General features: G+C 49.7%; 17 protein-coding genes. 5 read left to right on the top strand and 12 right to left on the bottom strand.

The window, feature by feature from the left end; genetic code table 11:
• Window positions 1-198: 198 nt before the first annotated feature.
• The gene (locus H6F68_RS23050) at window positions 199-2,085 is read right to left on the bottom strand and encodes a mechanosensitive ion channel family protein (RefSeq protein ID WP_190562605.1); all 1,887 of its coding nucleotides are present in this window, start codon (window positions 2,083-2,085) and stop codon (window positions 199-201) included.
• A 40-nt stretch (window positions 2,086-2,125) separates the two neighbouring features.
• On the opposite strand from H6F68_RS23050, the gene ribD reads away from it, so the two are divergent.
• Both ribD and H6F68_RS23040 read left to right on the top strand, forming a co-directional pair.
• On the top strand, window positions 2,126-3,469 hold the full coding sequence (ribD, locus tag H6F68_RS23045) for a bifunctional diaminohydroxyphosphoribosylaminopyrimidine deaminase/5-amino-6-(5-phosphoribosylamino)uracil reductase RibD (RefSeq protein ID WP_399314964.1): 1,344 nt from the start codon (window positions 2,126-2,128) through the stop codon (window positions 3,467-3,469).
• A gap of 194 nt (window positions 3,470-3,663) precedes the next feature.
• Entirely contained in the window at window positions 3,664-4,326 is a 663-nt protein-coding gene (locus tag H6F68_RS23040) for a hypothetical protein (RefSeq protein ID WP_190555326.1), read from the top strand.
• Window positions 4,327-4,344: 18 nt separating this feature from the next.
• Here the strand turns inward: H6F68_RS23040 and H6F68_RS23035 are convergent, their stop codons facing one another.
• Both H6F68_RS23035 and H6F68_RS23030 read right to left on the bottom strand, forming a co-directional pair.
• The gene (locus tag H6F68_RS23035) at window positions 4,345-5,067 is read right to left on the bottom strand and encodes an amino acid ABC transporter ATP-binding protein (RefSeq protein WP_190562870.1); all 723 of its coding nucleotides are present in this window, start codon (window positions 5,065-5,067) and stop codon (window positions 4,345-4,347) included.
• A 377-nt stretch (window positions 5,068-5,444) separates the two neighbouring features.
• Complete coding sequence (locus H6F68_RS23030; RefSeq protein ID WP_190562603.1) at window positions 5,445-6,479, bottom strand: serine/threonine-protein kinase; 1,035 nt, start codon at window positions 6,477-6,479, stop codon at window positions 5,445-5,447.
• A 568-nt stretch (window positions 6,480-7,047) separates the two neighbouring features.
• Here H6F68_RS23030 and psaX point away from each other — a divergent pair.
• The gene (psaX, locus tag H6F68_RS23025; protein WP_190438157.1) at window positions 7,048-7,260 is read left to right on the top strand and encodes a photosystem I protein PsaX; all 213 of its coding nucleotides are present in this window, start codon (window positions 7,048-7,050) and stop codon (window positions 7,258-7,260) included.
• Here psaX and H6F68_RS23020 read toward each other — a convergent pair.
• The 7 genes from H6F68_RS23020 to H6F68_RS22990 all read right to left on the bottom strand — a co-directional run bounded on the left by H6F68_RS23020 (window position 7,257) and on the right by H6F68_RS22990 (window position 15,957).
• Window positions 7,257-8,453, bottom strand: coding sequence for an amino acid ABC transporter permease (locus H6F68_RS23020; RefSeq protein WP_190562601.1), 1,197 nt, complete (start codon window positions 8,451-8,453; stop codon window positions 7,257-7,259). The two genes, psaX and H6F68_RS23020, sit on opposite strands and share 4 nt — an antisense overlap.
• Window positions 8,454-8,461: 8 nt before the next feature.
• On the bottom strand, window positions 8,462-9,622 hold the full coding sequence (locus H6F68_RS23015) for an amino acid ABC transporter permease (protein ID WP_190562599.1): 1,161 nt from the start codon (window positions 9,620-9,622) through the stop codon (window positions 8,462-8,464).
• Window positions 9,623-9,631: 9 nt separating this feature from the next.
• Complete coding sequence (locus H6F68_RS23010) at window positions 9,632-10,663, bottom strand: amino acid ABC transporter substrate-binding protein (RefSeq protein WP_190562597.1); 1,032 nt, start codon at window positions 10,661-10,663, stop codon at window positions 9,632-9,634.
• Between the two features lie 191 nt (window positions 10,664-10,854).
• Window positions 10,855-11,079, bottom strand: a complete 225-nt coding sequence (locus H6F68_RS23005; RefSeq protein WP_190555322.1) for a hypothetical protein — start codon at window positions 11,077-11,079, stop codon at window positions 10,855-10,857.
• Window positions 11,080-11,211: 132 nt separating this feature from the next.
• Window positions 11,212-13,683, bottom strand: a complete 2,472-nt coding sequence (locus tag H6F68_RS23000) for a caspase family protein (protein ID WP_190562595.1) — start codon at window positions 13,681-13,683, stop codon at window positions 11,212-11,214.
• A 180-nt stretch (window positions 13,684-13,863) separates the two neighbouring features.
• Window positions 13,864-15,042, bottom strand: coding sequence for a sulfate adenylyltransferase (gene sat, locus H6F68_RS22995; protein ID WP_190562593.1), 1,179 nt, complete (start codon window positions 15,040-15,042; stop codon window positions 13,864-13,866).
• A 180-nt stretch (window positions 15,043-15,222) separates the two neighbouring features.
• Window positions 15,223-15,957 carry a TerC family protein gene (locus H6F68_RS22990; RefSeq protein WP_190562591.1) on the bottom strand — a complete coding sequence of 245 codons (735 nt, stop codon included), beginning with the start codon at window positions 15,955-15,957 and terminating at the stop codon, window positions 15,223-15,225.
• A gap of 217 nt (window positions 15,958-16,174) precedes the next feature.
• Between H6F68_RS22990 and H6F68_RS22985 the strand changes: the two genes are divergently transcribed.
• Entirely contained in the window at window positions 16,175-17,296 is a 1,122-nt protein-coding gene (locus H6F68_RS22985) for a hypothetical protein (RefSeq protein WP_190562589.1), read from the top strand.
• Between the two features lie 118 nt (window positions 17,297-17,414).
• Here H6F68_RS22985 and clpP read toward each other — a convergent pair whose 3' ends face one another.
• Both clpP and H6F68_RS22975 read right to left on the bottom strand, forming a co-directional pair.
• A complete protein-coding gene (clpP, locus tag H6F68_RS22980; protein ID WP_190438125.1) occupies window positions 17,415-18,044 on the bottom strand; it encodes an ATP-dependent Clp endopeptidase proteolytic subunit ClpP in 630 nt (209 codons plus the stop codon).
• Window positions 18,045-18,121: 77 nt separating this feature from the next.
• Entirely contained in the window at window positions 18,122-20,386 is a 2,265-nt protein-coding gene (locus H6F68_RS22975) for a pentapeptide repeat-containing protein (RefSeq protein ID WP_199300254.1), read from the bottom strand.
• A 105-nt stretch (window positions 20,387-20,491) separates the two neighbouring features.
• Between H6F68_RS22975 and H6F68_RS22965 the strand changes: the two genes are divergently transcribed.
• Window positions 20,492-22,564: a thioredoxin domain-containing protein gene (locus tag H6F68_RS22965; RefSeq protein ID WP_190562587.1), complete on the top strand. Its 2,073-nt coding sequence runs from the start codon at window positions 20,492-20,494 to the stop codon at window positions 22,562-22,564.
• Window positions 22,565-22,715: the final 151 nt, after the last annotated feature.

Genomic DNA, 22,715 nt, shown 5'->3' with positions numbered 1-22,715 from the left:
ATTTTGTTCATGAAGTGCGAGGAGCGATCGCAACTAAGCGAATCGGTGGATCAGCCGGAAAATCAGCAGTTGCACTTCCCTTCCTGACTCCGAACCTCGCTTTCATGAATCCGGATTTTTACCGAGAAAGTTTTAAGTTAAATGAAGGGCACCCCAAAGGATGCCCGCCAATTTCATGCCAGATAATATCTTTAGCTTTCAGTAGGACCGATTGCGACCCGATCCGGTAGATTGCAGTTGCTGGGGTTGGCCATCTGTAGCAATAAAAGCTGGATCAGCTAAGTCATGGGAGCTTCTAAACCACAGAGCTTGCTGCGGCGAACCGAGTTCAATCCCAGCTTCGTCCAGGGCGTACTTAAGGCGGCGGCGAAACTCTCTAGCGACCTTCCACTGTTGCAGCGGTTCGGTTTTAATCCAAACTCGAATCAAAATCCCGGTATGGTCTAGCTCATCAATGCCTAGCACTTCAGGCGGCTCAGGCAGTTTCCCTCGCCAGTCGCGATCGCGATACATTTCCTGACCCACTTCGCCAATCACCTCTAGGGCGCGATCGGGGTCAGTACCGTAAGCAACATCAATGGCGATATCTACACGCGACCAATCCTTCGAGAGGTTTTGCACAACGGCGATCGCACTGTTGGGGATGGTAATCAAGCGGCCCTCATTGTTGCGTAACTGAGTGATCCGCAGATTCATGTTCTCTACAAAGCCTGAGACTTCCCCAACTGTAATCACGTCCCCTACGGCGTATTGATCTTCTAGCAAAATCAAGAAGCCATTGATCATGTCTTTAATAATGCTTTGGGAAGCAAAGGAGATGGCTAAACCGATGATCCCCGCGCCAGCCAAGAGGGGGACCAAATCAACTCCAACGACTGAGAGCGCAACCAGCCCACCCGCAAACGTAAAAACAATGGTGGCAACACTCTTAAGCACACGAGAGAAAGTGGAAACTCGCAAAGCTAAGCGCTGTGAGGCTTCGGGAGCGAGCAACTCACCCTCGGCGATCGCATCAAAAAACTGATCGATCAAGACTTCACTCGTGCGGATCACTACGTAGGTCAGTAGCCCAACCCCCAGGACTTGCAGGGGAGCCGAGAATAGCAACGGTTGCAGCCAGCGACTATAAGGAAATAAGCCCAAAATAATATAGGTACTGCCACCCCACAAACCGACTTGAGTTGCATCTACCAGTCGGTGCTTAATGTCATAGACATTGCGTTGTTGGCGAGTCGCAAATTGGTGCTGAACTGCGGCAACTGTTTCGATCTGCTCGCCTTCCGATGAGGTAGGATCAGCCGCACTCACTGCTTCTGACAACACCTCTGCTTGGGTGGGAATCTGCGCTTGCAATCGAATTTGCTTCGCTCTGAAGCGGCGTTGCAGACGATTTAGCCCGTAGCTGCTGATAATTACCGCAAACCCAATGCCATCAGCGATGAGAGCTTGCCGTAGGAGAAATTGGGGTTGCCGTTCTTGCTGTGCCTGAATCAGGGCATTGCGAATAATGGCAGTCAGTCGATTGGCCCAGCGTTCTGGATCACGGCCTTGGAACTGAGCATCTAAAGTGGTGACCGTCATCAACCATTGATCGTTGACATAGATGACAGGCAAACCGCTCTGTTCGTCGATCGCGCTGGTGACTTGTAACTTGTTTGGATCAAACCGACTATTAGCGATCCGTTGCAGAATCGTTTCGATGTCTTGCCCACGTCGCTTGATCGGAATAGGTTGTCCTGGTTTCTGACCTACAACAGGTAGCGCGATCGAGAAGAGGGTTCTGCCATCTAAACGCACCTCACTTGTCGCCACCTCAGCGCTGTCACCCTGAGTCCCTAGCTGAGTGAGGAGACTATCCAGCTTTTGGACATTGGGACTGAGGGTTTGGGTAAGTGGAGTAGTCGTAGGTTGAGTGGTAACAGGTTGAGTCGTGGCAGGCTGAGCGTTAACAGACTGAGCGCTCGCAGGTAATAGAGAGGTCGGCAACACACTCAGGGCGATCGCTCCCGCCATAACTCCCCTGAAGTGACTAGATCGGGTGCAGCCCCGGACTTTGGTATCTATGTTCCATTGAAAAAAGCTCATATGGAAACCGACTGAAATAGGACAGAACAGAATTTAGGGTTTGCGAATTTGTAACGACTGGTTACAATACGACTCTCCCAGTCTAACGATGCGATCGCTCCAGAACTTTATCCCTAGAGGTAGTAAGGACAATGTCAAACTAAGGGAAGATTTTTCCCTGAATACTAAATGCGCTTCGGAGGCAGCTTTGGATTCTGGACGTTTCAACTCGATTGACTCAACTGGCCAGCAGGATCAGGTGTCTACCTCGGTTACAGCCATAGACGACCATGCCACTATCGGGACTGTCTTCGATCGCGCCATGATGCAGCGATGTCTAGAGTTAGCTCGACGCGCGTTAGGCCGTACTGCCCCCAATCCTCTAGTAGGAGCTGTCATTGTTAAAGATGGTGCAATTATTGGCGAGGGTTTTCACCCCCAAGCAGGGCAGCCTCATGCCGAAGTATTTGCCTTGCGTGAGGCAGGCGATCGCGCCCGAGGAGCCACCCTTTATGTCAATCTAGAGCCTTGCAACCATCACGGACGAACTCCGCCCTGTTCTGAAGCAGTAGTGGCAGCGGGTCTCGCTAAAGTCGTCGTCGGGATGGTAGACCCCAACCCCAAAGTCGCGGGAGGTGGCATTGCCCGCTTGCAAGCCGCAGGCCTCGAAGTGGTGACGGGAGTAGAAGAAGCTGCTTGCCAGGAGCTAAACGAAGCTTTTGTGCATCGAATCCTTTACCACCGACCCTTTGGCATTTTGAAATACGCCATGACCCTAGATGGCAAAATCGCCACTAATAGTGGGCACAGCGCCTGGATTACAGGACAAGCGGCGCGATCGGAAGTGTTTCAACTACGAGCGACTTGCGATGCCGTGATTGTGGGCGGCAATACTGTACGGTTGGACAACCCACTGCTCACTAGTCGCCAAGTTGATGGCCCTCATCCATTGCGAGTTGTGATGAGCCGCACCCTAAATCTGCCAGAAGAAGCTCATCTGTGGCAAACCACAGCCGCCCCCACCTTGGTGATCACAGAGCTAGGAATCAAGCCTGAGTTTCAAGCATTGCTCAGACAACTAGGGGTAGAGGTAGTAGAGCTGTCCCCGCTTATGCCTGCCCAAGTCATGACCTACCTTTACGATCGCGGCTTTTTGTCAGTGCTATGGGAATGCGGCGGTACCTTGGCAGCGCAGGCGATCGCGGATGGTGCAGTACAAAAAGTCTTAGCCTTTATTGCGCCCAAAATTGTCGGCGGCAGCACAGCTCCCTCTCCCGTCGGCGACTTAGGCTTTCTCACCATGCCACAGGCTTTGCCTCTAGAAAAACTGCGCTGGCGATCGGTAGGGGCAGATTTGTTAGTAGAAGGATATTTGCCGCAAACCCAGGTTACTTCCCTAGAGTAGCGATGAAGTAGGCGATCGCTCTAGATTCCATCTGTATTACAAATGTCAGAAAACTCTGACGCTCTCTGGCAATCTAAAACAGGTTTAAACTTCAGCAATATCTGCTATATTCGCGCTAACTCAGTTCAGCAATAACGCTTTCAAACAGGCTCAAATTCCGGATTTACCAATGGATCCAGGTAGGAAATAAAGATATGTTGGAAATCACGATTTTGAGCTTATTTGTTGGCAGTTTGGGAGCGCAAGCAACCCTCTTAGGAAATTGGTTGCGCTGGCAGCAAGTGGTTGTGGGACTGCAAAGTGAGGAGGAGGAAGAAATTTTGACCCGCTACGAGACGAAAGAAGATATTGCCAAAACAGGCCACGGGAACACCACTGCTCCACGCCAAACCGCCAATGGTCAAACTGCAAATGGTCAAACCGCTAATGGAGCCGCCAAAGAAGCTCAGCGTGACCCTCGCTTAATGGGATGGGAATTCAAAATTGTCCGAGCCAATCGTGACCTGTTTCGTGATCCAGCCGTCTTTCAACGGATGTGTCAAGAAGAATCGGAATCAGGCTGGATCATGCTAGAAAAACTGGACGATCGCCGAGTCCGCTTCAAGCGCCCGATCGCCATGCGAGACATTGTCAAAGCAGAATTCCTCAACTATGATCCCTACCGCTGTCACTATGGCCCAACCCATAACTCAGTCACTTGGCTTGGCGCGATCGCAGCCCTGACTGCAATTTTGCTGCCTGCCTACTTGGGCTACGCCTTGGTGTCCATGCGGTTTACTAAAACACCTGTCAAGCCTGCTGCCACTGCTGTTCCAGGAATACAAGCGTTACCTTCGGATCTGTTGTCCCAGCCCTAAGACAGGGACAGTTAAGCGCTACAAAATTTGAGCCAGAAATTGACGAGTGCGCTCCTCCCGAGGATTTTGGAAAAACTCAGTGGGAGTGCCTGACTCGATCAAGGTGCCGCCGTCCATCAAGATGATTCGATCAGCGACTTCCCGCGCAAACCCCACTTCATGGCTGACCACTACCATCGTCATGCCAGACTCGGCTAGCGATCGCATTACATCCAGCACTTCGCGCACCATTTCGGGGTCGAGGGCAGAGGTAGGTTCGTCAAACAGCATGATTTTAGGCTGCATGGCTAAGGCACGAGCGATCGCGACTCGTTGCTGTTGTCCTCCCGAAAGCTGACCCGGATATTTATGGGCTTGCTCCAAAATGCCGACTCGCTCTAGCAGTTGCATGGCCACGTCTTCGGCTTTGGTTTTAGGCCACTTGCGGACCCATTTCGGGGCTAGCGTAATATTCTGCACCACAGTCAAGTGTGGAAACAGATTGAATTGCTGAAACACCATCCCCACTTCCTGCCGAATCGTTTCAATGTTCCGCAGGTCGTGGGATAGTTCAATTCCATCAATTTCAATCCGCCCTTTCTGATAGTCTTCTAGCGCATTGAAGGTGCGGATAAAAGTGGATTTGCCAGAGCCAGAAGGCCCCATAATCACGACAACTTCTCCCCGCTCTACAGTCAGGCTAGCGCCCCGCAGCACATGAAACTTGCCGTACCACTTATGTACCCCTTCCGCCACAATCATGCTCATTACTTCTGAATCAGCTCCTTGTGTGTCCTAGAACTTCCTAACTTTTTCATTATTAGTCAGGTCATCTCTAACTTCGACTGCCGCACTAGAAGCAAAATAGCATTTCCTAAGCTAATTCGAGGGACGCGATCGCAATTGTCCTTTTAATCCTATTTCTTAACTATCTGTCCTCTCCTGCTGGAGAGCGCTCGCCTTTGAAAGTCCAATTTTCAAAGCATTAGACTTTCGGAAAGCATGAATATTCGTTATTAAATTTAAATTCCTTGATCTGAAGGAACGATCGCTCTCACGGCAAATAGATAACCTTTGCTCCTTAAATAGCATGCCCCAGCGTTTCACTGCAGCATGGTTATTAGGCAGCGTCTCAGTCACTACGAAAGTTGTTGCTTTCTTTGAAGATTCTTAGCGCGTAGGTCATGATTCACAGCAAAGCAAAATCCACAGTAGTCACATTGACAGCTATTAATACCAGGCGGATTAGGATTGCCAAATACCGCATGAAGTCCTCTCCCTATACCAAGAGCCCCAAAACCACAAACAGGACAGTTTTTGTCAATAAGTTCAAGTGGTGGATAGCCGGAAAGAATCAAGAATTTAACACGGCGTGCAAGATTAAGCGCTTCCTTTGCATTTTTACATCGGTCTTGAGGATTCTGACGGATAGTTTTCTCGAAAATATGTTGAAGATGCCAAGATTCTGGAGCATCAGGTAAAAGATTTGGTATTGATTTTTTTCCAAACACTGGAGATTCGCGGGAAAAAGCATTCATATTGGTCACAATAGACCACAAAATCTTTCCAGCAGAGTACAAGTCCGAGGCAACGGAAACTTCACCGAATGCACCGGACTCACATTCAGGTGCCATATAATTCGGTGTACCAACGCCCTCATCGATTAGAGTAATAGTCTCATGATCATCAAATTGACAAATACCAAAATCAATTACTTTAATTGCCCCATCTGATAAAACAAGAACGTTTCCAAGACTTAAGTCTCGATGAATAATACCAACCTCTGACCAGGCATATATTGCCTCAAGAAGCTGAATAAAAAGTTGAAGGGATCTTTGTGCATCAGCATAGTATGGATTTTTTCCACCACTTAAGATTTGCTTAAGACTTTTTGCACCTTCCATGAACTCCATTACGTAAAACTGAAATTCATCAGCTGGATTCGAGTGATCAACAATCTGAACAATACTAGGATGTTGAAGTTTCTTGATAGCTCCTATTTCGCGTGCAAAACGCTCATAGGCTTGTTTTGGTTTTCCTTTGGATAAACCTTTTAATGCAAACGTTCCAGCGAATTCTTTATTTTCATCGGTGACTTCAACGACAGAGGCTTGTCCACCTTGTCCAATAGTTTTTCCTGTAGACTTCCAGTTTAAAGAAGGCGGGATTTTCATCTCTGATATGCTCGGCATCTCTTATTAGTGAACAACTTGATGATGTTAAATTACTTCGCATTTTGAACATGATGAAATTTAAGCATGTAAAGCTCACTGATATCTATCAAACACCGTCCTATTTATAGCCTAAGCCACCTAGTCATATTTTTAGGCCTGCTTATTAGACCTAAGACCTTGAGTTGTGACATTCAGATAAACTAATTCCATAGAGTTGGACGGCTTGGTCCTTTAGATAGAGCATATTTTTCGTATACTGCCTTCAGCTCTACTATTTAGGCAGAAAGGATGGTCATGAGACACCCTAAGACCCCGATTATTAAATTAGCTAAGTTGTAAAAGGATATAGAAGAATTTAGTGGAGCGATCGCTTTTGATGGCATTTAAACCAGATGAAAAATTAAACACAGCTTGTATTAGCTAGTACAGCAAAACCAGTTCTGCTCTGCTCAGGACTACCTTTTAGCGTAGTTCAATGGATTGATGCAGGCTTTGCAGGAGCACGCGAACATAGGTAGTAGTTCAGTCTTAACAATTCTCAACAATTTACCAAAACAAACTTAGCCCTATGAGTACTCAAGCCAAGCAACGCAATAGCAGCCGCATTGATAAGACCAAACCCTACGATGGAGCCGATGGTCCCAAGGTTACCAGACCTGCTGACAATGTGATGACCAAAGAGACCGAGCCTTCTTGGGCCTTTGGCTTAGCACTGGGAACCGTCTTTTTAGCGATCAACTTTTTTGTCGCAGCCATCTACTTCGGCATCATCAATCCTTAAGTTCTTTTGTGGCCGACGCCGAGATGCTGCTCTAGGCGTCGGCTAGCGATCGACATGGAATAGCAAACTATCCAGTAAAGTAAGCCCACAAAAAGGTAAACCTCAGCGTAGCGGCCCAAAAATTGCGGTTGAGCTAAGACCGATCGCGCAATTCCGGTGAGTTCTACTAGGGCAAAGATTGAGAGCAAAGAGGTGTCCTTAAACAGGGAGATAAACTGCCCAACGATCGCGGGAATCACCACTCGTAAGGCTTGCGGCAACACAATCAGCCATAACACCCACAGGGGGTTGAGCCCCAAAGCACGAGCCGCTTCACTCTGTCCTCTGGGCACTGCTTGAAGACCAGCCCGGACATTTTCTGCCAGGTAAGCCGCATTAAAGAGCACGAGTCCGGCGATCGCTCGTAACAATCGGTCTAGCCGTAACTCGACAGGCAAGATTAGGGGCAACATCACCTGGGCTAGAAACAGAATGCCGATCAGAGGTAGACCGCGCACGATTTCCACAAACAGAGTGCAAAACCAGCGCACCACAGGTAAATTACTTTGTCGCCCCAGCGCTAGCAACACACTAAAGGGGAAAGCCAGCATAATACTGGTGGTTGCCAGCAACATCGTCAGTAACAGACCATTCCAGAAATTCGTGCTGACGGATCTAAGTCCCAACCCCCCACCAATTAGCCACAGCAGTATCAGAAAAGCGCCAAGCCAAGCCCAAACTAGCTGAGGTTTCAGCAGAGTTGCAAAACGTTTTCCTAACCAAAAGCTGCCAAACAAAAGCAGCGCGATCGCGCCTAACCGGAGGCGAGGCGGTAGTGGCAAAGGCAACAGTATAGTCACACCTAGGGCGATCGCTGTAACGATGCTGACTCCTCGCTTGAACCAAGGCGATCGCAGAGGTGCCAAGCTGCCCCAAGAAAGCCCTGCTAAACCAACTACAATCCCCAACACCAACCATAACCGCCAAGCTAAGTTGGGTGGATAACGGCCAATGAAGAAGAGGCGTAAGTTGGTTTGCACCACCGTCCACTGAGCTTGCGTAAACACCCATCCCAGAACCGCTTGCAACACTTGGAAGAGCAGCCACAGACAAACCAGCGTCAGCAGGCTGTTGTACCAAGTGTTGAATAAATTGCGGCGTAGCCACTGCCACGGGGTGATAGATAAAACGGGTGGGGCATCATCTAGCGTCATAGTTTTGTTTAGCGCTCCACCAGTTGCACTGTGCGGTTATACCGATTAATCAAGCCAGAAATGACCAGGCTGATCGAAAGATAAGTCACTGAGATCAACACCATCACTTCCACAGCGCGACCCGTTTGGTTGTAGGTAGTCGAAGCCACCGCATACAGGTCTGAATAGCCAATCGCGATCGCCAAGCTAGAGTTTTTAGCAAGGTTGAGGTATTGGTTGCCCAAAGACGGCACGATCGATCGCAGCGCTTGCGGAAAAATCACGAGACGCAGAATATAGCTAGGTCTCAGACCTAAGGCACGAGCTGCTTCCCATTGTCCTTGGGACACCGACTGCACCCCACCTCGGACAATCTCAGCGATAAAGGTGGCGGTGTATAAACTCAGGCCCACCAACAAAGCGGCAAATTCAGGTGAGAGTTGCAGGCCACCTTCAATGCTGTCGGCAACAATGCGCGGCGCATCCCAACCCAGAATTTCGGTTTCAAAGATAATCAGGGCGATCGCGACAGTCACAGCCAGGGTGCCTAACAGCTTCAGCAATAAAGGGACTGTAGGGGCGGCGGCTCTACTACCCCACCAATGCCAAGCCCATACCAGCAGCAAATTAGCTGACAACAGTAAGAGCCAGACATCCGTATCGCGGGTGACGTGAAACCACGGCAGCGCCACAGTCTGCTGAGTTAAATAGATCGGTCCTGGCAACTGAATATGAGCTGGTAGACGCGGAAAACCCAGAAAAACTGCAAAGTACCAGAAAAACAGTTGCAGAAGCAAAGGTGTGTTGCGTAGGGTTTCCACATACACCAAAGCGAGTTGCCGCACTAGCCAGTTGTCCGAGAGACGCGCAATGCCAGCGGTCACTCCTACAACTGTTGCCAAGACGATGCCAAAAACCGTGACTCGCAAAGAATTCGCCAGCCCAACTTGTAACGCTCGTGCGTAGTTATCTGAAGGGCGGTAGGAAATGGGGGTTTCACCAATATCAAAGGCGGCTTGCGAGTTGAGAAAACCGAAGCCAAATTGAATCCCCAACTGTTGTAAGTTGCGGCTGAGATTGCTCCAGAAAATGGCGATCGCGATCGCGGTCAGTAGTACGACTAGCACTTGCCCAACGACCCACCAAAATCGCACATCTCGCCAGAGCGGAACGGAGCGTTGCGTTTTCATGCGATCGCCTTACCGGAATGGTGGAGCATAGAGCAGCCCCCCCTGATTCCACAATTGATTTTGGCCGCGTGGCAAATTTAGTTTCGTTTTTGGCCCTAGGTTGCGATCGTAAATCTCGCCATAGTTGCCCACATGCTTAATAATTCGCACCGTAAAGTCATTGGGCAAGCCTGCACCTTCACCTAAGTTGCCTTCTGCTCCTAAAAAGCGACGCACTCCCGGATCTTTGCTGCTACCAGCGAGTTGCGTGACGTTTTTAGAGTTGATCCCCATCTCTTCGGCATTAATCAAGGTGTAAATGGTCCAGCGCACCGCATCGTTCCACTTAGCATCTCCCGCAGCCACGGCAGGAGCAAGGGGTTCCTTGGAAACTACATCGGTCAAAATCACATGCTCTTCAGGCTTGGGTAAAGCGCTACGTCGGGAGAGTAACTGCGAGCGATCGGACGTCACTGCATCACAACGGCCTTCTTGATAGGTAGCAAACACGATATTGACATCTTCAAACACTACGGGAGTGTAGCTGATGTTGCGCTTCCGCATTTCATCAGCCAAGTTTTGCTCGTTGGTGGTTCCCGTTTGGGTGCAAATAGAGCGGCCTTTCAGATCAGCCAAGGATTTGATGCCGCCATTTTGTTTCACCATCACTCCCTGACCGTCATAAAACACTGTGGGGGCAAATTCCAGACCGACGGAAGTATCCCGGCTCATCGTCCAGGTAGTGTTGCGGCTGAGCACATCTACTTCGCCCGTCTGAACGGCGGTAAAGCGTTCCTTAGCGTTGAGGTTACGGAATTCTACAGCCTCTGGGTTATCAAACAGAGCAGCGGCGATCGCTCGACAGACATCTACATCGAGCCCGGAATACTTACCGTCTTGCCCTACAAAACTAAATCCTGGTAGTTCGCCACTGACACCACAGACGACATTACCCCGACTGATGATGGTGTCTAGTTGACTTTGCCGCTGTTGTTGGCTACACCCTACTAGGGAAAGAGCCATCAACACGGTTGTCACGATGAAAGAATGCCATTGACGCATAAATGCAGCTTTACTCTCTTTGAATAGGCTCCAAGGAGACAAGAGGTGCCACCAGAAATGCAAGGTACTACGTCTGGCTCTGGCCTCAAGCCTTCGATCGAGTCTTATCTTACAGGCTTCAAAGAGTCTATTGCTGACACTACGATACTAAGTTCCGCAATTATTACAGAGAGTTTCGAGCAGTTCAGCCATTAAGAATGAGGCACCAAGCGCTCTTCGGCTAAGTCACGGATAAGAGGCATTTTGGTGTGAATATAGGCATTCAACATGTTAGTTTCATCAGAATCTAGCGATCGCTGAGCTTTTAATTGCCGTAGCAGCCACTGGGCTAAGCTAGAATCGTCTAGATTTAGCAATATTTGGGCTTGAGCTGACTCAACCACCGCCCATAGCTGGCGTAGCATTAAAGGAGTCATACGTTCTCTTCCTTAATTGTCTTTTCACTTTTCAACCATATCTTGATCTGTAAATACCAAACTTCGGCCCACACAAGAAGACACAAGAGTTACAAAACACTTAATAAAGCGATTTATAAGTTGATTTGCTTTTCACAATTGCTTATTCGGTTTTTCGACCACTTGATACAAAAAGCTGAGCGTGGCCCAATGATTAACATCTAGCGCCCACATGTCCGTGGGAATGCTCAACGTTTGCGTCGGCACTGCACTGGCTTGATGCAGATCTTGCCAGATAGCTTCAGCAATTTCTAAAGGATTAGAAGGGGCACCTAATCGCTGCACTTCCCCCATGGGCCGCATTGCAGCTTCTAGAGCCGCTAAAGTTTGGGTAAAAGGTGCATCGCTAAAAATCAGATGGGTTTCGGCAAAACCCGCTGGCCCTCTCACAATCCATTGCAGGGAGTTTTTCACTTGCGGCACGCTTAAGGTTTCCCCAGGCGCGATCGCTTCCTGCTTCAAACTAGATTTGGTTTCGCTTCCTTCTGTAGGAGTGGTGGCTTGGCTAGAATAAAGCGCAATTAAGCTGCCGCTGCTGTCTAAACTTAGGGCGACGAAATAAATGGGGCGATCGCTATAGCTGGAAACTTGGTAACGAATCTGGCTACCCATTGGTAAAGTAGGAACGCCTAACTCAGTAGGCGGGGTGGGAGTCGCCCGGTTGCCTAAGGGGGCACCATTCGCCCGCAGCGTGGATCGGGTGAGGAGAATCGCAGGTTCAGGAGTGACGAGTTCTAAAGCTGCTTTAACACCCAAGTGCGAAGATGCTTCGTTGGCTGTTAGTCGCAAAAGTTTGGCAGCTAAGCGCGTTTTCAGGTGAGGCAGGAGCCGCTGAATCGCTGACTTGACCGCTTCTCCACCTTCTCCCAAGCTGTTTGGAATTAACTCTCGACTGGCTGAAAACAAGCCATAGCTGCGTGGGGTGACACTGGATTCACTGCTGCGACTGCTGCTAGCCTCGGTTGTAGCCACCTCAGCCATTGCTGTAGCTACAGTGGTAGGACGGACGGCTTCACTGACTCGCCCCAATAAGGTATCAGCAGGTTGCTCCCCTGCCGTAACCACGGTGACATAAGGGGTGGCGGAAAATGCGCTGGTCGCATCCACTCGTTCGATCCGCTCTAGCGTCGGGTCCAGAGCGATCGCTAAGTTAAGATGGCGCGGGATCGCCCGGATGGCTTCTTGTAGAAGTTGTCCCACCTGAAGTTTGAGGTCAGCCGCCGCCTCACCCACTGTAGAAATGCGAGCTTTCGCAGTCAGGCCATTACGAGCATAAATCTGCACTTGTAGAGGTTGAGTGGTGATAGCAGTCTCCGAGGCGTTAGCAGTTTCAGAGATACCAGCGATCGCGCTGGGCTCAGTGTTTGAAGGGGCAGCTGGTAAATCTGTAGAACTGGATGGTGAGACTAGAGTTAGTACAGAATTCAAACCGTAGACTTCCAGACCAGGGCTAAACAACCCACCGAGCCAAAGCTGGCCTGATCTACCATCCTCATCCACGCTGATCACAATCCCTTCAGCTCCGAGACGATCGCTAGGTGCTGTGTAGTAAGTGAGTAAAGCTTGCGATCGGCTTTGCAACCCCATCAAAGTGGGCTGCTCCTTGCCCACCCACTGAGCCACACTGGCGGTCGCGCGATTGAAGCTGACTTGAATAGTAGGAGCAGGAGCCGCCGACCAAAGATATTGAGTCAAGGCGTAGGTCAGTAAGCCAGCACTAAAGCCGCCCCACTGTGTTTCAAAGGCTTGCTCTTGAGCAGAACCAGAAATTGTCGAACTAGCTAATTCGTCTAAACTAGCTGCGGCCAAAACCACCCCAGGAATCTGCCTAGAGCGTCGTTGCACGCCTACCTGCTCTCGCGATGCCTGGATGCGGCTCAGGAGTTGGTCTTGAAATGCCAATTCCTCTGGACTGGGTTTGCCCAACTTAGGTTTGGGTCTAGCCCGCAGCCGCAAGTTTCCCTGTAAGGAACTGCCGGGGTAAAGATAGCTCGTATCTAAAATTGTGGTCACTCGGTCGGTTGCCAGCGATCGCAACAGCAACAGTAGCGTTTCCTCTAGCAAGTCGTTGACAACACCCTCGGCATCGTCGCCTGAGAAAACACCATCGACTGGAACCAGGCTGCTTTGTAGGGCTTCAGCGGCACCCCCTAGCTGCACCCGACTGCCATAGCCGCTGAAGTGAAACACCACTACATCCCCTGGCCGTGCTTGCTCGGTCAGATGTTCTAGAAAGGCGAACTCAATAGCTTGGCGAGTGGCTTGGCGATCGCTCAGCGTCAGGATGTCGCGATCGCTAAACCCAAACCGATGGATGAGTAATTCGCGCTGCAACTCCACATCAGTTACACATCCCGCCAAGGCGGAACTGCGAGTGGCAGTTCGGTGAAACATGCTGTCGGGATATTGGTTAATGCCCACCAGCAAAGCTAGTTTTCGGGTGGTGGGTGCAGCCAAGACTTGAGAGTAGCGATCGCTCAGGCGCAACAACCCTGCTTCACTCATGCCTAAGGCCGCCAAGGTCAAGCTAGCTTGTTGCAAAAAAGCTCGCCGCTTCAGTCCCATGCCTTTGCTTTCCCCTACGGCTATCTAGATCTGAGATTTCTAGGCACTCAACTCCGCAGCCTCGCGGTTAACGTTGGCTGTAGCTGAGAAAATCCAGCCTTAACGACTGCCAGTATAGACGAAAAATAGGGACGCACCGTTGTCCGCCCCTACACAGGATGTAGAAATAGCCCTAAAAACTTACGCTTCGACCAGGACTCGCATCGCCCGTGCTAGCTCAGCTGCCACTTCGGGACGAGAGAATTCTGGAGGTGGTAATTCACCGCGACGCAGCATTTCTCGAACTTTGGTGCCAGAGAGGTGAATTCGCTCGGCGGGGCTGCTGGGGCTGGTTTTAGTCGTAGCCATGCCCTGTGTGCGAGTGCAGTAGAAAGCATGCTCAAACTTCATGGGAGTGATACCCAATTCACCGAGTTCAAACTCATCGAAGATATGCTGAGCGTCGTAGGTGCCGTAGTAGTCACCAACTCCAGCATGATCGCGACCCACAATAAAATGGGTGCAACCGTAGTTCTTCCGCAGCAGAGCGTGGAAAATTGCCTCGCGGGGGCCAGCATAACGCATAGCCGCTGGGTTGATTGCTAGAATCACCCGATCTTGAGGGTAGTAGTGCTCCAGAATAATTTCGTAGCAGCGCATCCGCACATCTGCCGCGATGTCATCTTCTTTGGTTGCGCCGACGAGGGGATGCAAGAACAGACCATCCACAGTTTCCATGGCGCACTTTTGAATGTACTCGTGAGCGCGGTGGATGGGGTTACGGGTTTGGAACCCAACGATGGTTTTCCAGCCCTTTTCCTTAAACATGGCCCGCGATGCAGCGGGGTCAATCTGATACTGGGGGAAAAGCGGATGAGACTGTCGTTGCAATAACCAAACTGGACCTGCCAAATTAACTGGCCCTTGGTTGTAAACCACCTTTACGCCAGGATGCTTCTCATCATCGGTGCGGTAGACGTTGATCGCTTCGTGAGCCTTGTCGTATTGATACTTCTGCGTCAGCTCCAACACACCAATGAACTGCCCCTGAGAGTTGTCTAGGCGTACTAAACTGCCTTCTTTCAGAGGCTCTGCAACTGGTTCTGTGACAGACAGAGTCACTGGAATAGACCAAGGCAGCCCATTCGCAAGGCGCATGTTCTCGACCACATTGATGTAGTCTGCCTGTTCCATGAAACCAGTCAGAGGGCTAAAGCCACCAATGGCAATCAATTCCAGATCAGAGGTGGCTCGCTCATCAAGCTGAACGCGAGGCAGAAGTTCCGCTTTGTCTAGAAAGGTTTGTTTTTGCTCTGGCGTAACGATGCGATTGATCAGTTGGCCGCCGTGGGGTGCAATGCCGTCTGAATGGTGACTCAAGGTAACTCCCTCTTCCTGATAGCGTGAACAGAAGATTGTTAATTTTTTCTAATTTTTATCCTACCTTTCCCCGGTACCTCTGTGGAAATTTAGGCAATTGTTATTCCGGCGATCGCGCTTCCGTTCAACTCAACTTGGAGATGCAAGTTTAAGGCATTTCCATCAGATTCTCATCCCAAGCTATTTTTTGGCTTCGCTGGGTTCACGCACTTCACTCAACTCGCTACTTGCTCCCACTTCTAGCTCCGCTCGCTCTGAAAATCCCCACAAGAACAGCAAGCCGATCAAAGAAACCATCAGCCACTCTGGCGGCACCAAACCATCATTAATTACCCGCAGCAGCAATCGCAAGCCCACTAAAGCCACGGTGACGTAGCCTGCATCTTCCAGATGCGTAAATTCATCTAACCAACGAATAAACAAGCCAGCCATAAACCGTAGGGCAATTACCCCAATTAACCCGCCAGTAATTACCAGCCAGGTTTCTTTAGATATGGCGATCGCTGTGGTCACGCTATCTAAAGAGAAAGCTAAATCGGTGAAGGCAATCACCGGGATCGCTTGCCAGAGCGTGGCAAAGCGGGGGCCATGATGGGGATTGTCACTATCTTCTTGAGCGCTGAAGTACTGGAACACCAACCACAACAGATAAGCTGCGCCTGCCAGCTCGAATTGCCAGTACTTGGTTACCCAGGTTGCGGTCAGAATCAAAACGACTCGCAATACAAAGGCACAGACCAAACCCAGGTTAAGCGCTCGACGTTGCAGGGTACTCCCCTCTAGTCCTTGGGCGATTGCAGCTAGGGCGATCGCGTTATCTGCTGAGAGGACTGCTTCTAGCGCCACCAAGACTGGCAGGAGCAAGAGGGTATCGTACCCAAAGTTCATCGGAGTGTCTAACAAGTGGTCTAGCATTAACAGATTTTTGCAAAAGTGTGCAGTTAAGGATACTTGCGGCCAAAGCCAAGCTATTAAAACAGGTTATTAAGAATTATTGCTTATTCTTTTAGCTTAGCGCTTAACTCGATCTGCTGTCGTAATCCAGTTGGGTTAAAGATTTGGTTCCATCCACCACCCTCTATTCAGCCATCCCTCTGGCAGGTTACACTAAACCACCCAGACAGATCGGTGAATGGGTGCGATCGAAATCGCAAGTCAAAAGTTCTCCCAGAAAACCCCTGACGTTAATCAACCCACTCACTTAGTTTACCCAGATAAAGTTAAGGTGCAATTGAGGCAAACCACGCATAAAATGGACGTGTTTGGGGTTAATTTAGCCCTGCGATATCAGACTCCCGGTGCTGCGATGCATGACCCCAGGGATAAAAATGGAAGCGGTTCGGCAAATTCCCCACGCTTTGAACTTAGCCATGTTAATCAACCTAATGGTGCACCGCTAGCTGAGCAGTATGGTCAGCCATTAGCTTTGGCGCAGTTTCAAGCTCGTTACCCGATGGGAAGTTTGACGGCTGACTTACTAGACATTCGCGGAGACAACTACATCGTCAAAGCCTCAGTTCAGGTGGGAGGCAATGTTTTAGCCACAGGAATGGCGGTAGCTACCAGCATTGAGGCGGCAGAAGACCGCGCCCGACTCCGTGCTTTAGAAGTGTTAGGCATCCAAGCGCCGCAACCTCCACAACCAACTGCTTCTTCGGCTTATGAAGTGCAGGTTCAATTAATGACGAACCACCAAAGCGAAGCAGAGTTTTCGCCCCAAACTCGTTTAGCTAATGTAGGCAACCATCAAGAGGTTAAACAGCTTTCCGCCCAGCAACCAAGACCTTTATCTGTGGCAAGCACAGCATTAGAAATTCCCGCGATCGCTCCGGAACCTGCTTCCACTTTCTCAGGTGACTTTTCCGGTGAGCTATTCAATCACACCTACACCGACTCTTATACAGATATTGATATAGATACGGCGGCAATCGCTGAACCTGTAATTCCTAGCCATTCGGAAGTCCAGCCTACAAGCCTGAATAATGGTCGCAATGGCAAGAGTGCGGTCAAAGCTCGTGAGTTAGTTCAAGAACCAGCACCCCGCGAGCCTAGCCGAGAACCGATGGATTTGTCGGAAGCGATCGCCCAAACCAGTGTGGAGATTAAGCGCTTGGGCTGGACTGACGTGCAAGGTCGCACACATCTACAACGTACCTATGGCAAGCGATCGCGCCAGCATTTGACCGATGAAGAGTTGTTGGAATTTCTGGAATACTTGCGATCGCAGCCTTCCCCCAACGAATCCCCGTTTTGATTCCTAGTTGGCAGAGGCTTTTGTAGGGGCGGATGGCTATCCGCCCAATGCAGCATTGAGGTTACAGCCAAAAGACATTGCACTGGGCGCAACACCTTGTGCCCCTACAGAACTATTGTTAGTTCACCGCAGCGATCGGGTTTTGAGCCGAGGGGCGACGCTCGATTACTTGGTCAATTAAGCCGTACTCTTTGGACTCTTGCGCTGACATAAAGAAGTCACGCTCGGTGTCTTCCATGATCTTTTCTAGGGGTTGTCCGGTGTGCTCGGCTAGCATTTCGTTCAGGCGTTGCTTGTGGTAGAGGATTTCCTTGGCCTGAATTTCGATGTCAGTCGCTTGACCTTGAGCACCACCGAGGGGTTGGTGAATCATGATCCGGGAGTGGGGGAGGCTGACCCGCTTGCCCTTGGTGCCTGCACTGAGGAGAAACGCGCCCATACTAGCAGCCAAGCCCAGACAGATGGTAGAAACATCGGCCCGGATGTGCTTGATGGTGTCGTAAATGCCCATACCAGCAGTAACGGAACCACCGGGGGAGTTGACGTAGAGGTAAATGTCTTTTTCTGGGTCTTCTGCGTCCAACAGGAGCAACTGAGCCACGATTAGGTTGGCAACATCAGAGTCGATGGCGGTGCCCAAGAAGATGATCCGATCCCGTAGTAGCCGAGAGTAGATGTCAAAGGCGCGATCGCCACGTCCAGAGGGTTCGATAACGGTAGGAATCATGCAGTTTGCCTGTCCACGCATTTTTCCCCATTCTACCGATTGAACTGATTTTGGTGGGGTTACGGTCGGTTTAAGCGTGCGATCGCCTCAATTTCGCCTTATAAACCAAAGATTCCAGCGATTTGGGGTAATACGTGTTTGCAGAGTTGCACGATCGCGCTGGGTTCGGCGAGTTCGGTTAACATCCCTTTAAGCCACCGGATCGCTGATTTCGCTCCATTTTGCTTCTCAGGTTCTGCGGGATCTTTCCCTGCTTCTGCTAAGGCTTGTACTTGCTTCAGTGCTTCGGCTTTGTCTTCAGGCTTGAGTTCTTCAGCGCTTTCAATGGCTCGGTGCAGTTGTTCGAGTAGTTCTTTGATGCCAGGTTCATCGGGTTGCGGGGAAGCGGGTAGTTGATTGATGGTATTGGTGACTTGACCGCTAACCTCACCGAGGTTCACAACACCACTAACATCGCCACCCACTAAACCGTTGATGTCGCCAATATTGCCACCAGCGTTAATATTGACTCCACTATTTTCTGGCATAACATCTCCTCGATGATGATAATTTTCTGTATAAAATTTCGGCTGTTTAAGAGCCGTTTCCACCATATTTTCCAGACTGCGAATGCGATCGTCTTTCTCATCGAGTAGCAGTCTCAAGGGATGATTTGCTAGTAAAGCCTTGAGTTGATTGTAGTCTTCAAAATAAGCTCGACTGAGCTCAGACTTGTCTATCCCTGGAGCGGTTTTTGCGCGCAGCAAGACTTTATCTCTGCCTCGCTTTTCCATTGCGACAATTTCTAGCTCGGCTGCTGGGTTGTCTTCTGCTAAGTTCTTGAAAGCGATCGCGATCGCCCGTGGGTCAACACCCTGGTTGTGGTAGAGATCGAGCGTGTCTACAATCGGTTTTATGAAATCAGCAAAGTCACCATCTGCAAAAACCTCATTTCGATTATCTGGCTTACGCAGCGGGTCAGGATCGTCTTTGGTAGGAACGTGCATGTAAACATACTCGCAACACACGCCGTCTAGCTTAGTTTCCCCAGTAATCCCCCAATCCTCAATATAAGCTCCGGTCAGACAAGCCCCGGTCAAATCTGCTCCATCTAGCTGTGCCTGCTTCAACACAGCACCAGACAAATTGGCACATTGAAGATTAGCGTGATTCAGATTCGCACCAATAAAGCTAGCGCTCTCCAAATCTGCATCTCTAAGATTGATTCCTGCAAGGTTTAAATCATCGAAGTCTTGATCCCTGCCGTCGCTAGTAACGACTAGTGTTCGAATTTCTGAATATTGCAGGTAACTAGAGCCCATATATGCAAACTTCAAATTCTTTGCATTGAGCCAGTAAGTTTGGAACAATTTTGATTCCCTAAAATCAGTATTTTGAAGGCTTGCTTGAGTAAAGTTTGCGTTAGACAAGTCTGCCCTTTGATAAGAAGTTCCATTTATAGTGGAAAATGCAGCAGCAATTGAGTATATAAGATTAAGCTCAGGAACCCTAAAAACCAATGATTTAAATGTGACACTAGCCCCAACCAAAATCGTAATAATTGTTGCAGTATAACTTGCAACAATTATTACAAATAGCTCTACGTTGACATTAGAAACCAAAAGCTTTGTTCCTTGCCAGATGCCATAGACTAAGGTGCTAAAAAGAAGAATAGATATTTCTCCATTCTTGCCGCTTACGGAATCACAAACTGCTCCTGCCAGACCGATTCCCAAAGAACCTACTATAAGACCCACAAAGATTACAATCAAAAATACAATCACATAAAAACTTGAGAATAAAGCTCCCTCAATAGGCTGTTTTGTGATTAATGCGTAGGTCAGGAATATAGTAATAAAGCTTGTCGCTGTAAATACTGCCAACTCAACTAGAACAACCAAGGAATCTGAAAAACCTTTTTGCAAGGTCTTTTTGAAGAAAAATATCATTCCTCCTAGTAGCTCTATAAGAGCAATTACAGCCAAGATAATTCCAGTTTCTTTTGAAATGTAGAAGTCAATTCCTGACTCTTCAAGTGTTTTTGAAAGTATAGTAAAACCAATCAAGAGAACAAATGTAAAATAACCAACAGCTAGTGAGAATAGAGAGGCTATTGCCAACAAAATATACGAGAGAATGGTTGAGATAACTATCCAGCGTTTTGGCAGGCCCGCTTTGGCTCCAGTAAAGTTTGCACTTCGTAAAATTGCATTTGTAAAATTTGCCCCTCGAATATCGGTGTAGCTGAAGTTGGCTCCGGTGAGGTCTCGGCCTTTAAAGTTTTGGCCTCGGAGGTTTTGTCCGGAGAAGTCTTGCGACATAAAGGCGATAGGTAGGGCGATTTTTGATACAGAGATAGCATAAAAATTGCTAGTTAGTCTCACCTCACAAAATCCCAAATGCGATCGCCCGCAGGGTACAGCCCGTCTCGGCTTGGGCGCGATAAACTGTCGAAGGTATGCCCCTATTGCGTTCTAGAGCCAGCCCCTATGACTAATCGCCTTGCTCAAGCCCAAAGCCTCTACCTGCGGAAACACGCTGAGAACCCGATTGATTGGTGGCCTTGGTGTGAGGAAGCTCTGGAAACGGCACGGCGAGACAACAAACCCATCTTTTTGTCGGTGGGTTACTCCAGTTGCCACTGGTGCACCGTCATGGAAGGAGAAGCTTTTTCGGATCAGGCGATCGCGGACTACATGAATGCGAATTTCTTGCCGATCAAGGTCGATCGCGAGGAGCGCCCAGACCTCGACAGCATCTATATGCAAACGGTGCAGATGATGACAGGACAAGGCGGTTGGCCCTTGAATGTGTTCTTGGCTCCCGACGACCTGATCCCTTTTTATGGCGGTACCTACTTCCCCCTCGAAGCGCGTTATGGTCGCCCCGGATTTATGCAAGTGTTGCAAGCGATCCGTCGCTATTACGACCACGAACCGGAGAAGGTGCAGGCGCTTAAAGAAGAACTATTAGGGCATCTGCAAAGTTCTGCCTTGTTGAATCCAGGGCAAGAGTTGAATGACGAGTTATTGCAGCAAGGTTTGGAGTACAACACAGGTGTCCTCACCTCGGAGGGACACGGCCCCAGCTTTCCGATGATTCCTTATGCAGACATGGCTTTACATGCCGTGCGATTTCAAGGCCACTTGAAGTACGACGCCACCGAAAGTTGCACCAAGCGCGGTTTGAACTTGGCTCTCGGTGGGATTTATGACCATGTGGGGGGTGGCTTCCATCGCTACACTGTGGACCCCACATGGACTGTACCTCACTTTGAGAAGATGCTCTACGACAACGGGCAAATCGTGGAGTATTTGGCGAATTTATGGAGTGCGGGCATGCACGAACCTGCCTTTGAACGGGCGATCGCGGGCACAGTGCAATGGTTGAAGCGAGAAATGACCGCACCTCAAGGTTACTTCTACGCCGCTCAAGATGCCGATAGTTTTTCCACCCGTGATGAAGTGGAGCTAGAAGAAGGCGCTTTCTATGTGTGGGACTACAACGAACTTGAGCAACTCCTCACGGCTGAAGAACTCACCGAACTGACCCAGCAGTTTACAGTGACGCGCAACGGTAACTTCGAGGGGCAAAACGTTTTGCAGCGTCGGCAGCAGGGAGCACTGAGCGAAACCGTAGAAGCTGTTTTAGATAAACTGTTTCAAGTACGCTACGGAGCCGATCCGCAATCGCTCAAAACCTTTCCCCCTGCTCGCAACAACCAGGAAGCCAAAACCCAAGACTGGCCTGGTCGGATTCCTGCCGTGACAGATACCAAAATGATCGCAGCTTGGAATAGTTTGATGATCTCTGGATTGGCTCGCGCTGCCACGGTATTTAACCAGCCAGAATATTTGCAATTAGCGGTTCAGGCGGCTGACTTTATTCGCCAACAGCAATGGGCCCAGGGACGTTTTCACCGCCTCAACTACGACGGGCAACCTCATGTCCCTGCTCAAGCGGAGGATTATGCCCTTTTTATCAAGGCATTACTGGATCTCCATCAAGCTCAGTTGGGTGCAGCAGTTCCTGTAGAGGCCCAAACTTGGTTAGAAGCAGCCGTACAGGTGCAGCAGGAATTTGACGATCGCCTCTGGAGTAGCGACTTGGGTGGCTACTACAACACAGCCAGCGATGCCAGCCAAGACCTGTTGGTGCGAGAGCGCAGTTACGCCGACAATGCTACGCCTGCGGCCAACGGTATGGCGATCGCTAACCTGATTCGTCTCGCCCTATTAACTGAAAACTTGGCGTATTTAGATCGGGCTGAGCAAGGATTACAAGCTTTTAGCAGCATTATGGAAAGTGCGCCTCAAGCTTGCCCCAGTTTGTTTGTCGCCCTCGACTGGTACCGCAACCAAACCTTAGTGCGAACCACAAGCGATCGGCTGGATCAGCTTGCCCTCCAGTATCTACCCACAGCCGTTTATCTACCGGAAGCCAATTTACCCGCAGCGACCATTGGCTTGGTGTGTCAGGGGTTGAGTTGCAAAGAGCCTGCAACCAGCTTCGAGCAACTTTGGGAACAACTCCAGCAAAGCCAAATACGAACCACTGTTTAGTCCGTGAGTAGGTGGCTTAGATCAGGGGCGACGCTGTGTATAGGGCTTACAAACTCCCGCTTACAGAAAGAGCAAGCACTCCCACAGCGCCCTTCCCAACGAAGAAAACACTATGCTCTGAAGTGCCAAGGTAGGGCTACAAAACCTCTAA

The organism is Trichocoleus sp. FACHB-262, from assembly GCF_014696035.1.
GTDB lineage: Bacteria > Cyanobacteriota > Cyanobacteriia > FACHB-46 > FACHB-46 > Trichocoleus.
Note: the sequence above shows the minus strand (reverse complement) of the source record. Positions and strands in the feature narration are given on the sequence as shown.

What these genes read in the sequence shown, in the direction of transcription:
- H6F68_RS23050 (WP_190562605.1), bottom strand. Translation starts at nt 2,085, where the DNA reads ATGAGCTTTTTTCAATGGAACATAGATACCAAAGTCCGGGGCTGCACC.
- H6F68_RS23040 (WP_190555326.1), top strand. Translation starts at nt 3,664, where the DNA reads ATGTTGGAAATCACGATTTTGAGCTTATTTGTTGGCAGTTTGGGAGCG.
- H6F68_RS23035 (WP_190562870.1), bottom strand. Translation starts at nt 5,067, where the DNA reads ATGATTGTGGCGGAAGGGGTACATAAGTGGTACGGCAAGTTTCATGTG.
- H6F68_RS23030 (WP_190562603.1), bottom strand. Translation starts at nt 6,479, where the DNA reads ATGAAAATCCCGCCTTCTTTAAACTGGAAGTCTACAGGAAAAACTATT.
- psaX (WP_190438157.1), top strand. Translation starts at nt 7,048, where the DNA reads ATGAGTACTCAAGCCAAGCAACGCAATAGCAGCCGCATTGATAAGACC.
- H6F68_RS23020 (WP_190562601.1), bottom strand. Translation starts at nt 8,453, where the DNA reads ATGACGCTAGATGATGCCCCACCCGTTTTATCTATCACCCCGTGGCAG.
- H6F68_RS23015 (WP_190562599.1), bottom strand. Translation starts at nt 9,622, where the DNA reads ATGAAAACGCAACGCTCCGTTCCGCTCTGGCGAGATGTGCGATTTTGG.
- H6F68_RS23010 (WP_190562597.1), bottom strand. Translation starts at nt 10,663, where the DNA reads ATGCGTCAATGGCATTCTTTCATCGTGACAACCGTGTTGATGGCTCTT.
- H6F68_RS23005 (WP_190555322.1), bottom strand. Translation starts at nt 11,079, where the DNA reads ATGACTCCTTTAATGCTACGCCAGCTATGGGCGGTGGTTGAGTCAGCT.
- H6F68_RS23000 (WP_190562595.1), bottom strand. Translation starts at nt 13,683, where the DNA reads ATGGGACTGAAGCGGCGAGCTTTTTTGCAACAAGCTAGCTTGACCTTG.
- H6F68_RS22990 (WP_190562591.1), bottom strand. Translation starts at nt 15,957, where the DNA reads ATGCTAGACCACTTGTTAGACACTCCGATGAACTTTGGGTACGATACC.
- H6F68_RS22985 (WP_190562589.1), top strand. Translation starts at nt 16,175, where the DNA reads ATGGGTGCGATCGAAATCGCAAGTCAAAAGTTCTCCCAGAAAACCCCT.
- clpP (WP_190438125.1), bottom strand. Translation starts at nt 18,044, where the DNA reads ATGCGTGGACAGGCAAACTGCATGATTCCTACCGTTATCGAACCCTCT.
- H6F68_RS22965 (WP_190562587.1), top strand. Translation starts at nt 20,492, where the DNA reads ATGACTAATCGCCTTGCTCAAGCCCAAAGCCTCTACCTGCGGAAACAC.